Source organism: Acuticoccus sp. MNP-M23 (genome assembly GCF_031195445.1).
Taxonomy (GTDB): Bacteria; Pseudomonadota; Alphaproteobacteria; order Rhizobiales; family Amorphaceae; genus Acuticoccus.
Genome location: NZ_CP133480.1, coordinates 1,036,841 through 1,050,709 on the forward strand (window position 1 = coordinate 1,036,841; position 13,869 = coordinate 1,050,709).

The 13,869-nt window shown below is 64.2% G+C and carries 12 protein-coding genes; 9 read left to right on the forward strand and 3 right to left on the reverse strand.

Annotated features, from left to right (window positions below):
- Window positions 1-125: 125 nt before the first annotated feature.
- Window positions 126-3,758 (reverse strand): chemotaxis protein CheB, encoded by a 3,633-nt coding sequence (locus RDV64_RS04905; RefSeq protein ID WP_309198161.1) that lies wholly within the window; start codon window positions 3,756-3,758, stop codon window positions 126-128.
- Between the two features lie 121 nt (window positions 3,759-3,879).
- Here RDV64_RS04905 and RDV64_RS04910 point away from each other — a divergent pair, with 121 nt between their 5' ends.
- Both RDV64_RS04910 and RDV64_RS04915 read left to right on the forward strand, forming a co-directional pair.
- Window positions 3,880-4,887 (forward strand): chemotaxis protein CheB, encoded by a 1,008-nt coding sequence (locus tag RDV64_RS04910; protein ID WP_309198162.1) that lies wholly within the window; start codon window positions 3,880-3,882, stop codon window positions 4,885-4,887.
- Window positions 4,880-5,275: a response regulator gene (locus RDV64_RS04915; RefSeq protein ID WP_309198163.1), complete on the forward strand. Its 396-nt coding sequence runs from the start codon at window positions 4,880-4,882 to the stop codon at window positions 5,273-5,275. Before RDV64_RS04910 ends, RDV64_RS04915 begins: the two co-directional genes overlap by 8 nt.
- Before the next feature lie 144 nt (window positions 5,276-5,419).
- Here RDV64_RS04915 and RDV64_RS04920 read toward each other — a convergent pair whose 3' ends face one another.
- Window positions 5,420-5,584, reverse strand: coding sequence for a hypothetical protein (locus RDV64_RS04920; protein WP_309198164.1), 165 nt, complete (start codon window positions 5,582-5,584; stop codon window positions 5,420-5,422).
- 267 nt (window positions 5,585-5,851) lie between these two features.
- On the opposite strand from RDV64_RS04920, the gene RDV64_RS23815 reads away from it, so the two are divergent.
- Window positions 5,852-6,166, forward strand: a complete 315-nt coding sequence (locus RDV64_RS23815) for a hypothetical protein (RefSeq protein WP_375143790.1) — start codon at window positions 5,852-5,854, stop codon at window positions 6,164-6,166.
- 596 nt (window positions 6,167-6,762) lie between these two features.
- On the opposite strand, the gene RDV64_RS04930 is transcribed toward RDV64_RS23815, so the two are convergent.
- Entirely contained in the window at window positions 6,763-7,521 is a 759-nt protein-coding gene (locus RDV64_RS04930; protein WP_309198165.1) for a DeoR/GlpR family DNA-binding transcription regulator, read from the reverse strand.
- 67 nt (window positions 7,522-7,588) lie between these two features.
- On the opposite strand from RDV64_RS04930, the gene RDV64_RS04935 reads away from it, so the two are divergent.
- The 6 genes from RDV64_RS04935 to RDV64_RS04960 all read left to right on the forward strand — a co-directional run bounded on the left by RDV64_RS04935 (window position 7,589) and on the right by RDV64_RS04960 (window position 13,868).
- Window positions 7,589-8,185 carry an NUDIX domain-containing protein gene (locus RDV64_RS04935; protein ID WP_309198166.1) on the forward strand — a complete coding sequence of 199 codons (597 nt, stop codon included), beginning with the start codon at window positions 7,589-7,591 and terminating at the stop codon, window positions 8,183-8,185.
- Window positions 8,186-8,241: 56 nt separating this feature from the next.
- On the forward strand, window positions 8,242-9,405 hold the full coding sequence (gene bhcC, locus RDV64_RS04940) for a 3-hydroxy-D-aspartate aldolase BhcC (protein ID WP_309198167.1): 1,164 nt from the start codon (window positions 8,242-8,244) through the stop codon (window positions 9,403-9,405).
- A gap of 247 nt (window positions 9,406-9,652) precedes the next feature.
- Window positions 9,653-10,435: an SDR family oxidoreductase gene (locus RDV64_RS04945; protein ID WP_309198168.1), complete on the forward strand. Its 783-nt coding sequence runs from the start codon at window positions 9,653-9,655 to the stop codon at window positions 10,433-10,435.
- Window positions 10,436-10,478: 43 nt separating this feature from the next.
- Entirely contained in the window at window positions 10,479-12,029 is a 1,551-nt protein-coding gene (locus tag RDV64_RS04950; RefSeq protein ID WP_309198169.1) for an ABC transporter substrate-binding protein, read from the forward strand.
- A gap of 34 nt (window positions 12,030-12,063) precedes the next feature.
- Window positions 12,064-13,011 carry an ABC transporter permease gene (locus RDV64_RS04955; RefSeq protein WP_309198170.1) on the forward strand — a complete coding sequence of 316 codons (948 nt, stop codon included), beginning with the start codon at window positions 12,064-12,066 and terminating at the stop codon, window positions 13,009-13,011.
- The gene (locus tag RDV64_RS04960) at window positions 13,008-13,868 is read left to right on the forward strand and encodes an ABC transporter permease (protein ID WP_309198171.1); all 861 of its coding nucleotides are present in this window, start codon (window positions 13,008-13,010) and stop codon (window positions 13,866-13,868) included. The genes RDV64_RS04955 and RDV64_RS04960 overlap by 4 nt, the downstream gene beginning before the upstream one ends.
- Window position 13,869 lies beyond the last annotated feature (1 nt).

Sequence of the window (13,869 nt, forward strand, 5' to 3'; positions counted from 1 at the left end):
CGATGCCGGCCAGGGACCACGGAACGGTTCGTTTACGCGGGGCCCGACAGGGGTCACGAAATGGCTGGAGCGATCAAAGTTCCTCCGCAAACCCTCGAATCCCGCGTTGGTGCCGCTTCGCGCCTCTATGCCTTCGGCTCGGCCGCCGTGTTATCGGGAGATGCGTTGTCGATCGTGATCGTCAGCTCGCAGTGGAGGCCGTGTTCGTGGAAGCTGCGGGTGAGGTTGATCTCGCGGCGGGTCTCGATCGCCCGTAAGAGCTTCGAGCCGGCGCCCTCTGCCCCCACCGCGGCAATCGGGTTTGGCGACTGTTCATTCCAGACCATGCGCACGGTGCCGCCTTCGCTCTCCAACGCGATCTCGACCGTGCCGCCGTCCTGGCCGAGCGCGCCGTGCTTCACGGCGTTGGTCACGAGTTCGTGGATCAGCAGCGAAACGTCGATCGAGAGGTTGGGTGACAGCCTGGCCGTGGACTGGCCTTCGACCCGGATGTTTTTGCCGGTCGGGTCGTAGGGCTTCAATTGGGTCGCGATAAGCTCGCGGATGTCGACCTTGTCGTCGTCGCGGCGGAAGTTGAGGTCGTGGGACAGCGCAAGCGAGCGCAGGCGATGCGTGATCCGTTCGACAGTCTCGTCGCCGACGCCACCGTCGCGCAGGGAGAACCTCACCACCGACTGGACAACCGCGAGGGTATTCTTGACCCTGTGGCGCAACTCGTCGAGGAGCAGGCGTTTTTGCGTATCGGCTGCATCCCTGCGAATGGTGGCGGCGAGAATGTTCGCAACCGTCTCCAGGAAGGAGATGTCGTCCTGGGTGAACTCGTAGAAGCCGCGGTCGTGAACACCGATCACGCCAAGCGGCTCGCGCGGTGATCCGACGATCACGCTCATCCCGCTGCGGATGTTCTCATCGGTCAGGATGGACGGGCCGCTGAAACGCGTCTCCGTGTTGAGATCCCGCACGATGACCGGCTCCTTGACGTTGAGCGTATAGCCGGCCTGGCTGTCGGAGCCGATGTCGACCGTGCTGCCGATGGGTGCGCTGAAGGCGTAGGCGGCGGCAAGTTCCAGGCTCCCGTCGTCGCGCAGGATGAGAACCTTCGCAAAATCGGTCTGCAGGAGCGTGGCAAGCTCTTCCGGCAACAACTCGATCATCTCGCGCGCGGAAAGCCCCGCGACGCCGCGCCGGCCGAGGCGGGCGACAAATTCGTGCTCTTCCGCACGGCGTTCCGACAGATGACGCGCGTGGGTGAGCGGCGTGATGTCGACAAATGTCGCCACCGTCCCCTCGATCACGTTGGCCGCCGAACGGTAAGGCAGGATGCGCATCATGAAGGTGCTCGATCCGTCGCGCGCCGTCACCTCCCGTTCGATGGGCTTCAGGTTCTCCAGCACCTGCGCAACATCGGACTCCATGTCGATGTCCACCACCCGGGTGGAGATGTCGTCGATGCGGCGTCCGAGGTCCGTCTCGATAAGGTTGAAGACCTGTCGCGCCACGGGCGTGAAGCGGCGCACACGGCCATCGGCATCGAGGAACAGTGTCGCGATCTCGGTGCTGGAGAGAAAGTTGGTCAGGTCCGCATTGGTACGGCTCAGTTCCTCCACCTTGTTGATGAGCTCGGCGTTCACCGTTTCCAGCTCTTCGTTGATGGACTGCAGCTCCTCCTTGGAGGTCTCCAGTTCTTCGTTGGAGCTTTGCAGCTCCTCGTTCATGCTCATCAGCTCTTCGTTGGCCGACTGCAGCTCTTCGTTGGAGGATTCCAGCTCCTCCGTGGTGGTCTGGAGAAGCTCCCGCGTTGCCTTGAGCTCCACCTCCAGCGCATTGATACCGAGATCCCCGTCGCCCTCGGTCCCGTCGCCGTCCAGCTCTGCCCGCACCGTGCCGAGATCGTGGAATGCGATGAGGAAATGCTGCTGGCTGCCCTCCAGCTCCAGCGGCCTGCCAATGATGCGCACGATCGCCGTCGTCTCACCTTGCCGGAAGGTGACCGGATCGCGAACCACCGGCTTGGCGTCCGTGGTCAGGCGGTGCCACAGCGAGCGCACCTCCATGCGCAGGTCCGGGTGCAGGAGGTTGAAGAAGTCGAGCGAGGCCTGGCCCTGCACCATTTTGAGGTAGGTGCCGATGGCACCGCCCGAGAAAATCAGCTCCCGGTTGACATCCACCACCGCGAAGGCGGGGCTGAGGTCGGCCAGCACCACCGTCTGCGCCGCTTTGACGTAAGCGGCAATACCGCCTCGCGTGCCCTTGGGAGCGGCGGCGCGGCTTTGAGAGGAGGCCGCAAGGCCCATCAGGGGAAACCGCGGCTGCGTATTGGGCACGCTCGGCCGCCTGCGGAACAACCGCCAACGCTGGTTGATGGTGTCGAACAGCGCTTCATGCCCGGTGACGCTCTCGGAGGGTCCAAGGAGCAGGCATCCGTCCGGCTGCAGCGCGTAATGGAAGATCGGCAGGACGCGCTCCTGCATCTCCGGCTTCAGGTAGATGAGGACGTTGCGGCAGGACAGGAGGTCGAGCCTTGAAAAGGGCGGGTCCTTGACGAGGCTCTGGGTGGAGAAGATGCACATTTCGCGGATTTCTTCCGCAATCTGATACTCTTGGTGGTTCTTGCGGAAGTAGCGCCGGAGATAGCGCTGCGGCACGTAGGCCTCGATGGGCTCCGGGTAGATCGCGCGCCGGGCGGTGGCGAGGGCGCCCTCGTCGATGTCGGTCGCGAAGATCTGGATGCGCGGCGGGTTCGGCAATACGCCGGTCTTCTCCGACAGGAGGATCGCCAGCGAGTAGGCCTCCTCCCCCGTGGCGCACCCGGCGACCCAGACGCGCACCGGCTCGCCCGGCTGCTTGCGGGCGAGAATTTCGTCGACCGCGGTCTCCAGCGCCTCGAATGCGTCCGGGTCGCGAAAGAACGCGGTCACAGAGATCAGCAGTTCGCGGAAGAGGTGGCCGGCCTCGTCGCGGTCGTCGCGCAGGCGGTCGGCGTAGTCTGACAGGTTCTCGATGGACAGAACCTGCATCCGGCGCTGCACCCGCCGGCGCATCGTCGGCTCCTTGTAGTGGCGGAAGTCGTGCCCTGTCGCGAGCTTGAGGTGCTGGCAGATGCGTCCGATCTGGCGTTCCGCCTCGGCGGCTTCGGTCCGGTCCACGGGGCCGCCGGAGACGAGTTGCGCAAGGTAGGTCTTGATCGCGGCCGGGATTTCACCTGGCGGCAAGACCTTGTCGATCAGCCCGGTGGCGATGGCGTTGCGCGGCATGGAATCGTAGGCGGCCGATTCCGGCTCCTGCGCGATCAGGAAGCCGCCGGTTTCCTTGATGAGCCTCGCGCCCTGGGTCCCGTCGCTACCCGTGCCCGACAGGATGATCGCCACCATGTCCTCGCCGCGTTCCGTCGCCAGGGAGCGGAAGAACGTGTCGATCGGCGTGCGCACCGCACGCGGCGGTGCCGGGCGTTCGACCTTGAATGCACCGTGCTCGACGGTGAGCGTGGCGTCTTCCGGGATCACCACGATGGTGCCTGCGGCCGGGATCATGCCGTCCTGCGCCACCGTCACCGGCAGTTCGGTGGAGCGGCTGAGAAGCTCGGTCAGAAGGCTCTTGTGAGTCGGATCGAGGTGCTGGACGACGACGAAGCAGGCCCGCGTGTCGGTCGAGAGCGCGCCGAACATGGTGCGCAGCGCGTCAAGCCCGCCAGCAGACGCGCCAATTCCGACCAGCGGCACAGTGCTGGTGCGCGGTTCTGGTGCCGTCACTTGATCCATTTTGAACGATCTATGGCCTGAGGGCGTTTCAACCAGAGTAAACCAAGAGCGCAGCGCTCCGTAACCCCACACGTCAGCGCTTTGAGCCATCTTCAGGGATTGCCAGGCACCGATGGAGTATATGGCCCAGCAACTGGATTGGCGGAACAGAAATATCGTCGTAATCGGCGGGTCGGCCGGTTCGCTGGACGCATTGTCGCAGATCGTGCGCCACCTTCCGGGCGATTTCCCGGCAGCGGTGCTGTTCGTCCAGCACCTGCCGGCGACCCACACCTCCGCGCTTCCAGACATCCTTGCCCAACGCACTGCCCTCACAGTGCGCGAGGCGACCGACGGCGCGTCACTCACGGCCGGAACCCTGTCCACGTGCGTGCCCGATTACCATCTCGTGCTCAGCGAAGCGAACATGCACCTCACCAGGGGGCCGCGCGAGAACCACTCGCGCCCGGCGATTGACACCCTGTTCCGCTCAGCGGCGCGGCACTATCGCGGCCGCGTCGTCGCGGTGCTGCTCAGCGGCTACCTGTCGGACGGGCTTGCGGGCCTGTCTGCCGTGCGCCGGTGTGGCGGCCTCACCGTGGTGCAGGACCCCGCGGACGCCAGCGTCGCCGACATGCCGCAGAACGCACTCGACCGCCATGAGGCGGACTTTGTCGCGGACGCGCGGCGCATCGGCGATCTCTTGCGCGAAATCGTCACCCAGCCGGCGCCGAGTGATCCCGATGTGCCGGACGACGTGATCCTCGAAACCGAAATGACCGTTGGCAGACGCATGACCATACGATCAGAAGACCGCATCGGCGAGCTCACCCCCTTCGCCTGCCCGGACTGCAGCGGCAACCTGTGGCGCGTCCACGACGACGTGTTGCGGTTTCGCTGCCATGTGGGCCACGCCTACACCGCGGCCGACTTTGCCGCCGCCGAACAGGAAAAGCTTGAAGAGGCGCTGTGGACCGCGTTGCGGGGCCTGCGCGAGCGCGCCGAACTCCTGGCCACCATGGCGTCCGACGCCAGGGCCGCAAAGCGCAGCGCCAGCGCCGACCGCTTTGCGGCCAACGCCAGCGAGATCGAGGAGCAGGCCAACAGGCTCCAGGACTTCATCATGACGCGGACGAGCGTTTATGCGTGATGGCGGCGCGGGCATCCCGCCGCGTGTTCTGGTGGTGGAAGACAACACGCTGATCGCCATGGAGCTGACGTTAATTCTGGAGGAGGCGGGCTACCTTCCGGTGGGGCCGGCGAGCGACGCTGCGACCGCGCTCTCCCTCATCGACAAATCGGCACCCCACTGCGCCGTGCTCGACATCAACCTCGGCCCGGCCCTGACCTCCGCCCCCATCGCGCGGCGCCTCAACGCCCTTGCGATCCCGTTCGTCTACCTGTCAGGCTACACCGAGACGTACAGCCCGGACGAGCTGCCCGCTGGAACGATCCTGCCCAAGCCCGTTGAACCCGACACGCTTGCGGCCGCCCTCGCCGCCCTCACCGAAGCCACCTCCGAGTCCGAATGCCCCTAGAGTAGGATTCTGCAGAAACTCCCACGCAGCACCGAAAAAAATGGAAGCGCTGGCTCATCCTCGGGGGCGGCGGATTCCGCGCTGACGGACTCCAGCTGAAGCGGATTGCGTTTTTGCCTTAACTGGACGAACGGCAGGGGCAGGTCAGTTGGCCAGGGCCACCAGATGCTGCTCCGCCTGCGGCGTAATCGATTTAGTGACCACGTTCATAACCCGCCCCGCAGGAACCCTTCTTGTTCGCATGAGCATTTCACGTAAATCGCAAATAATGCGATGATGACCAACAACTTGAATATGACTGACAATCATTCAAGGGCCGCATTCTCAGCTCTAACCAATATTTCGCGCCTGTGAAATGAAGTGTTTTATTGCAGTGTTGATATATTGATGGGGTTCTCTAGCCGCGTCTAACAACCGGTTTCGAGCCCTTCAGATGGCAGCTTTGCGTCTCTGCCATTGCGTGTGGGTCTGGATCTCGAAAATACTTGAGGCTGTTGAACAACATCGTCGGACGATGGCCGCCGGGCTCCTCATCTGGATCGATGCTCCGCCGGTAAGCGAAAACGGAGCAACGCAATGATGGATCGGAAGATCGGGCAAGCATCACTGTTCTACGAGTTCAATTTGGAGGATCGGGTGCCGGCCGGCCATCTCATTCGAAGGGTCGATGCGGTTCTCGACCTCAGCTCCAGCTTCGCACCACCGCATCAACGCCGCTATGGTCCGCTCGTCGTCCGCCCGGGTGCGCGCCTTCACCTGACGCTCTGCGAGGAATTGTGGGTGGTGAAGAAGGATCGGTGTCGCCATACCGCGCGCGATGCGGACAAACTACCAGCATTGCGAGAACGCACAGTGTCACAGCGAGGCATCATTTCGCCACTCGGATGGTAGTACTCTCCTACCTATCCACCAAGGAGTTGATCCGCGATGATGTCGATATCGTCGATGGCCTTCTCGTGCTCCTCATCCGTCTGTGCGGATCGAAGCGCCTCGCGAAGGTCCAAGGCAAGCGCCAAAATAGGGTCTTCGATACCCCCCGTCCGCTCTTTGTTGATCCGGTCTCTTAGCTCGGCAATCACTCGCCACTTGAGCCGGTTCGCAACGGTAAGGCTGTCCGTACTCAGGGACTGCTTCAGGTTTGTCGGAAGCCTTGTCGTGAAGCTCGCGGGGGACGGGGACCACAACACGCCACTTGGCGCCATCGCGTTCGAGGAATCCTTTATCGTTATCGAAAGATCGAGCGATGTTAGCCCAACCAAAACTCAAGCAGCGTAACCAGTAACGCACCCACTTTGCGCATCCAGCGCCGGAAAAAACGAGAGATTACAGATATGTATGGAACTTTCAGACAGGTAAAAGAGGCCCCGCTAGGCTCCACCACCCGTTTTCCTGAAAATCATTCAGCATTGGCCAAGGCCAGCCCGGCCTGACCATCAGGCAGCGCCGCCGCCGGCGCGTCCGCTGGCGGCCGGACGATGCGCCCGCCATTAGTCACCGCTGTAGATCTCGCAGCCCGTTGGGTCGAACTCCTTTTGGGCCTTGGCGTGTGTCTCCTTCGAGACGACCAATCCATCAATATCGGCAAGGCGCGCCACCGCGAACGAGGACACCGCCCCCAGCTTCTCGGGCGATGCCAGCACGATCGCTGATCCCGACTTCGCGATGACGGCCCGCTTCACTTCGGCCTCTTCACTGTCCCCGGTGGTGATGCCCTCCGCCGTGTGAACGCCGGTTGCGCCGATGAAGCAGATGTCGGGCCGGTATCGGTCCAGCCAGGCGAGCGTGGCTGCCCCCGTGGTCACGACCGAGTGCCGGAACAGCCTGCCGCCCACGATCTCGATGGTCAGGCCCTCGTGCTCCAGCAGCGCCATCGCCACGTTCGGGCTGTGGGTGATGACCGTGGCCGCAAGGCGCGGCGCGAGATGCCGCACAAGCTGCAACGCCGTCGTGCCACCATCGACGAACACCACCTGACCGGGCTCCACCATGCGCGCTGCGCGTTTGCCGATGGCAACCTTTTCGGGGCTGGCGATGGCGACGCGGCTCGGGAACGGCGCATTGGCTGCGGCCAGCGGAACCGCACCGCCGTGGACGCGCTTCAGCAGCCCGTCCCGCGCCAGTTCCCGCAGGTCGCGTCGGATCGTGTCCTCCGAAAGGCCGAGATCGCGGCTGACATCCTTGGCCACCACGCTGCCGGTGGCCGCCAGAAGGGAGAGGAGATGCGCTTTTCGGTCGTGGGTCAGCATTGCACGCTATTTCTTGACTCTGCATGTTTTTGCACGATACGGCCATTCATGCACTGGAGCAATGCAAATGACCGAAAACACCGTGTTTCGCCCGATCTCGACAGAAGTCCTTTCGGACAACTGGGGGATTCTGACCCGGCACGAATACGAGCTGCGGCGCCGCAATGGCGCGTGGCAGCGGATGACCCGCGAAACTTATGATCGGGGCAATGGCGCAACCTGCCTTCTTCACAACCCGGACACTGATTGCGTGCTTCTCACCCGTCAGTTCCGGCTCCCCGTGTTTCTGAATGGTGGGCTGGACTCTCTGGTGGAAACGCCGGCCGGGCTGCTGGACGGGGCCGGCGCGGCCGAACGCATGCGCTGCGAGCTGGTGGAGGAAACCGGGTATGAGATCGAAGCCCTCACCCACCTCTTCGATGTCTACATGAGCCCCGGCTCGGTCACCGAATATCTGGCCTTCTTCGCAGGGTCCTACGGCGTGAAGGATCAGACCTCCGAAGGTGGCGGCAGCTATGAGGAAGGCGAGGACATCGAGGTCATGCATGTCCCGCTGCCGGAGGCGATGGCCATGATTGCGCGCGGCGAAATCCGCGATGCCAAGACCATCATCCTCCTCCAGCACCTGACCATCTCGAAAATGAAAAAAGCCACCTGGGGGTAGCGCCGGCGTCGGGTTTCACTTGCACCAATTGCCGCAATATGAAGTATCCAACCCGGATGAACACCTCATCAGACTTCGCCGACCTTGATGTCGGCTACGATGTGCCGGCCCGCCCCGGCATGGACGAATCCGAGATCCAGACACCCTGCCTTGTCCTGGACCTCGACGCGCTGGAGCGTAACATCCGCAAGATGGGTGATTATGCGCGTGCCCACGGCATGAAGCATCGCGTCCATGGCAAGATGCACAAGTCGGTGGATGTGGCGAAGCTGCAGGAGGACATCGGCGGGGCCGTCGGCGTCTGCTGCCAGAAGGTGTCGGAGGCCGAGGCCTTCGTGCGCGGCGGCATCAAGGATGTGCTGATCTCCAACCAGGTGCGCGACCCGGCCAAGATCGACCGGCTCGCCCGCCTGCCGCTGATTGGCGCCCGCACCATCGTCTGCGTCGACGACATCGACAACGTGGCCGAGCTTTCGGCCGCCGCAGTCCGCCATGCCACCGAGATCGAGTGCCTGATCGAGATCGACTGCGGCGCCGACCGCTGCGGCGTGACCGATCCCGCAGATGTCGTCGCCATTGCCAAAGCCATCGATGCGGCGCCGGGGCTGACCTTCACCGGCATCCAGGCCTACCAGGGCGCAATGCAGCATCTGGACAGTTTTGCGGCCCGCAAGGAGAAGCTGGACATTGCCATTGCGCAGGTGAAGGAAACCGCCGCCGCGCTGGAGGCAGAGGGCCTTCCGCCGAGCCTCATCTCGGGCGGCGGCACCGGCTCCTACCAGTTCGAGAGCAATTCGGGCGTCTACAACGAGCTGCAATGCGGCTCATATGCGTTCATGGACGCCGACTACGGGCGCATTCTGGACGAGGACGGCAACCGCATCGACAAGAGCGAGTGGGAAAATGCGCTGTTCCTTCTCACCAGCATCATGAGCCACGCCAAGCCTGACATGGCGGTGTGCGATGCGGGGCTGAAGGCCCAGTCGGTGGACAGCGGCCTGCCCGTGGTCTTCGGCCGCGACGACGTGAAATATCTCAAATGCTCCGACGAGCACGGCGTGATCGCCGACCCGGACGGCGCCTTGAAGATCAACGAAAAGCTGCGCCTGGTGCCGGGCCATTGCGACCCCACCTGCAACCTGCACGACTGGTATGTGGGCGTGCGGGCCGGCAAGGTGGAAACCGTCTGGCCGGTTTCCGCGCGCGGCAAGGCATACTGACCGGCTGCGGCAATTCCATTGCCTTGCGGCAGCCCGCCGGCCGGAGACATTCGCCAGCTTTTTGGCCGCCATTCGCCTGCAATTGTTTGAAACTAAATTGCTATTGCGCCCTCGACACGGGCGCAATTGATGCTCCAATCTGCACCGGATGGGCAAATTTCTGGCAACCGGAGTGGTCAATCATTCTGGGTGTCATCTCACGAAGGCCCTTCGGCACGCAGCGTCTGCGGTGCCATGAGGAGATGATGTGAGCGTACTCGACCGGTTTCGTCTTGATGGCAAACGCGCTCTCGTCACGGGCGCCAGCCGCGGCCTCGGCCGCGAAATGGCGCTGGGCCTGGCAAGCGCCGGCGCCGATGTGGCGGTGGTGGCCCGCCCCTCTGCCGAACTCGACGCCACGGCCGATGCCATCCGCGCCCTCGGCCGCACGGTGTGGACCTTCGAAGGTGACGTCGGCGTGCCCGAAACCGCCGAAGACATCGCAGCCCGCGCCCTCACCGAAGCCGGCGGCATCGACATCCTCATCAACAATGTTGGCGGCCGGCGCGAGAGCATTCCCGTAGAGGACGTCGCGCTGGACGACTGGCGCAGGCTGATGGACCTCAACCTCACCAGCGCTGTGGCCTGCACCAAGGTGATCGGCGGCGCGATGATCAAGGCAGGCCGCGGCGGCCGGATCATCAACATCGCCTCCGTCAATGCCATGATTGCCGGCAAGGGGATCAACGGACGGCACTATGAGGCGGCCAAGGCCGGGCTGGTGCAGTTCACCCGCGCGGTCGCAGTCGACTGGGCGCCCCACGCCATCACCGCCAACGCCATCTGCCCCGGCCTTTTCATGACCGAACCCAACCAGCGCTGGGAGCGGGAAAAGCCGGAGGTCATCGAGAACGTGGTCTCGATGATCCCGCTCGGCCACGCCGGCGCGCCGGAAGATCTCGGCCCGCTCGCAGTCTACCTCGCCTCAGATGCATCGCGCTTCATGACGGGCGCGACACTGGTCATCGACGGCGGCTCGACGTGCTGGTGATCTGAACCAACCACAAAATGAACAAGAACCAACGAGGGATGAGATGACAAAGAACCGTCCGACCCGGTCTCTTCTGGCCGGTGCCGCTCTTGCGATCACGCTTGCTGCCGGCATCGGCGCAGCGCCTGCGATGGCGGAGACAATGCGCTACGCCACCATCGGCGAGCCGCCCAGCCTTGATTCGCAGATGGGCACGGCCAACGTCGCCACCATCGTCTCCCAGCACATGTTCGAGCCGCTCTACGCGCTGGACTCCAAGTCCCTGCCGCAGCCGCTTCTGGCCGAAAGTGACAGCGTCTCGGACGACGAGAAGACCATCACCATCAAGCTGCGTGAGGGCGTGCCCTTCCACAACGGCGACACCATGAACGCCGAGGACGTGGTCGCCTCCCTCACCCGCTGGGCCGAATACGGCGCCAGAGGCGGCACGCTGAACCTCGACAAGGCCGAGGCCACCGGCGAATACGAAGTCACGCTCACGCTCAACGAGCCGAACGGCGCGTGGAAGCAGATGCTCTCCTACGTCAACGGCGGCGGCGTGATCTACCCGGCGGAAATCGTCACCGCAGCCGGCGGCGAGCCGATCAAGCCGGAAAACTATGTGGGCACCGGGCCCTACAAGTTCGGCGAATGGCGCCCCAACCGCTACGTGGAAGTGGTGAAGTTCGACGACTACGCGTCGCGCGAAGAGCCGTCCGACGGCTGGGCCGGCAAGCGCGAGGCGATCTTCGACAAGATCCAGTTCGTGCCCGTGCCTGACGTCGGCACCCGCGTCAGCGGCGTGCAGGCCGGCGACTACGACTACGCCGAGTACATCTCCGGCGACCTCTACGGCCTCCTCAAGGACGACGCGTCGATCAAGCCGTACATCAGCGCCGGTCCGATCTTCGGGCTGATGTTCATGAACTCGTCGGACGGCATCCTGAAGGACAACTACGCCCTTCGCCGCGCCATCCTCGAAGCGCTGAACATGACCGAGGCGCTCCAGGTCTCCGTCGGCGACCCCGAGCTGTTCGACGCGCAGGGCTCGTTCTTCACCGAAGGCTCAGTCTGGCATTCGGACGCCGGCACCGAGCACTACAACCAGGGCAACGCCGAGAAGGCTGCCGAGATGGCCAAGGCTGCCGGCTACAACGGCGAGCCGATCAGCCTTCTGGTCTCCACCAACTATCAGCAGCACTTCGACCAGGCCAACGTCTTCAAGCGGCAGCTTGCCGATGCCGGCATCAACCTCGAACTCAACGTGGTCGACTGGGCGACGCTCCTGAAGCAGCGCGCCGACCCTGCGGCGTGGGACATGTTCATGACCCACCACAGCACGCTGCCCGAGCCTGCCCTCCTCACCTTCATGAACGAGAACTACCCCGGCTGGTGGACCTCGCCGGAAAAGAAGGCGCTGGCCGCCGAGCTGATCGGCACGTCGGACATGGAAAAGCGGACCGCAGCATGGGCCAAGCTCCAGGCGCTCGCCTATGAGCAGGTTCCGGCCGTAAAGGTTGGCGACGTCTACTCCTTCGACATCGCGGCGCCGGGCCTTGAAACCCCGTGGGAGAAGGCACCCACCTTCGCCTACTTCTGGGGCGCATCGAAATAGGCGCGATCGGCCTCCAACGAGGACCTTGCCGCTGATGTGGGGCTATGTCCTGAAACGCACGGGTGCGGCGCTGGCGACGCTGGTCGCCGCATCCGTCATCATCTTCATCTTCATCCACCTCATTCCGGGCGACCCGGTGTTCGTCATGCTGGGCGATCAGGCGACGCCCGAGCAGGTGGCGAAGCTGCGCACGCGGCTCGGCCTCGATGAGCCGCTGGTGCTGCAATATTTCTACTGGGCCGGTTCCGCGCTCCAGGGCGATCTCGGCCGCTCGATCTTCTTCGACCAGCCTGTCACCGAAGTCATCGCCGACGGCGCCGAGACGAGCTTGCTGCTCGCCGCCATCACCATGGTCTGGGTGATCCTGATCGGCGTGCCGGTCGGCGTCATCGCTGCCGTGAAGCGCGGCACGTGGCTGGACCAGACGCTGTCGGGCGCGGCCATGCTGCTTGCCTCCGTGCCCACCTTCTGGGTCGGCCTCTATCTCATTTTGGTGTTCGCGGCGCAGCTCGGCTGGCTGCCGTCGTCCGGCTACCCGTCCATCTTCGAGGAAGGGGGCCTGTCCAACTTGCGCTACCTGCTCCTGCCGAGCTTCGCGCTCGCCGCGCCCAACGCGGCGCTGATCCTGCGGCTGACCCGTGCGTCCATGCTGGATGTGTCGAAGGAGGACTACATCCGCACAGCGCGCGCCAAGGGCATCAGCCCGCGCCGCGTGGTGCTGCGGCACACCTTGCGCAACGCGCTTCTGGTGGTGGTGTCCGCGTTCGGCTTCACCCTCGCCGCGCTGATTTCCGAGGCTGTCGTCACCGAAACGGTGTTCGCGCTGCCGGGCGTCGGGCGGACGGTCGTCCAGTCGATCCTGCGCCGGGACTATCCTGTCATCCAGGGCGTGATCCTCGTGATCGTGTGCCTTTATCTGGTGATCAACCTCTTGGTCGACATTTCCTATCGCTTCCTCGATCCGCGCGTGGAACTCCAGTGAGCGTCTCCACCCGCCGCATCCTTGAGCCAATCGCCAGGCGCCCGCTGACCGCGGCGGGGCTCGTCTTCCTGGCGGTGGTGATCGTGTTCGCCCTCGCCTCGCCGCTGATCGCGCCTTACGCCCCGCTGGACATTGCGCCGACCGAGCGGCTGCAACCGCCCAACGCGGTCCACTGGTTCGGCACCGACCACTTTGGCCGCGACACCTTCTCGCGCATCGTCTACGGCGCGCGGCTGGCGCTGATGATCGGCATCGGCGTGGTGGGCTTCGCGCTGGCGACGGGCATTCCCATCGGCGTCCTCTCCGCGCTCTACCCGCGCCTTGGCCGGGTGCTGATGCGGCTGGTGGACGTGCTGATGGCCTTCCCGTCGCTCCTTCTGGCGCTTGGGCTCATCGTCATCCTCGGCCGCGGCGTGGAGAACGCCATCCTTGCCATAGGTGTCGTCTACCTCACCACCACCGCGCGCATCGTCTACGGCGTGGCGCTGCGGCTGCGCGAAGAAACCTATGTGGAGGCCTCCCAATCCATGGGGGCGGGCACCTTCTGGATGATCCGCAAGCACATTTTGCCCAACATGATCTCGCCGCTTCTGGTGCAGGCGAGCTTCGTGTTCGCATTTGCGCAGCTGGGCGCCGCCTCGCTGGACTTTCTGGGCCTCGGCACGCCGCCGGATGTGCCCTCCTGGGGCAACATGCTGGCCGAATCGCGCATCTACATCACCCGCGCGCCGTGGCTCCTGTTCTTTCCGGGCGCAATGATCGCGCTCACGGCCTTTTCCCTCAACCTCACCGGCGACGCACTGCGCGACCACATGGACCCGCGCTTCCGCGAAGCCATGGGCAACCGGAGGAAATGAC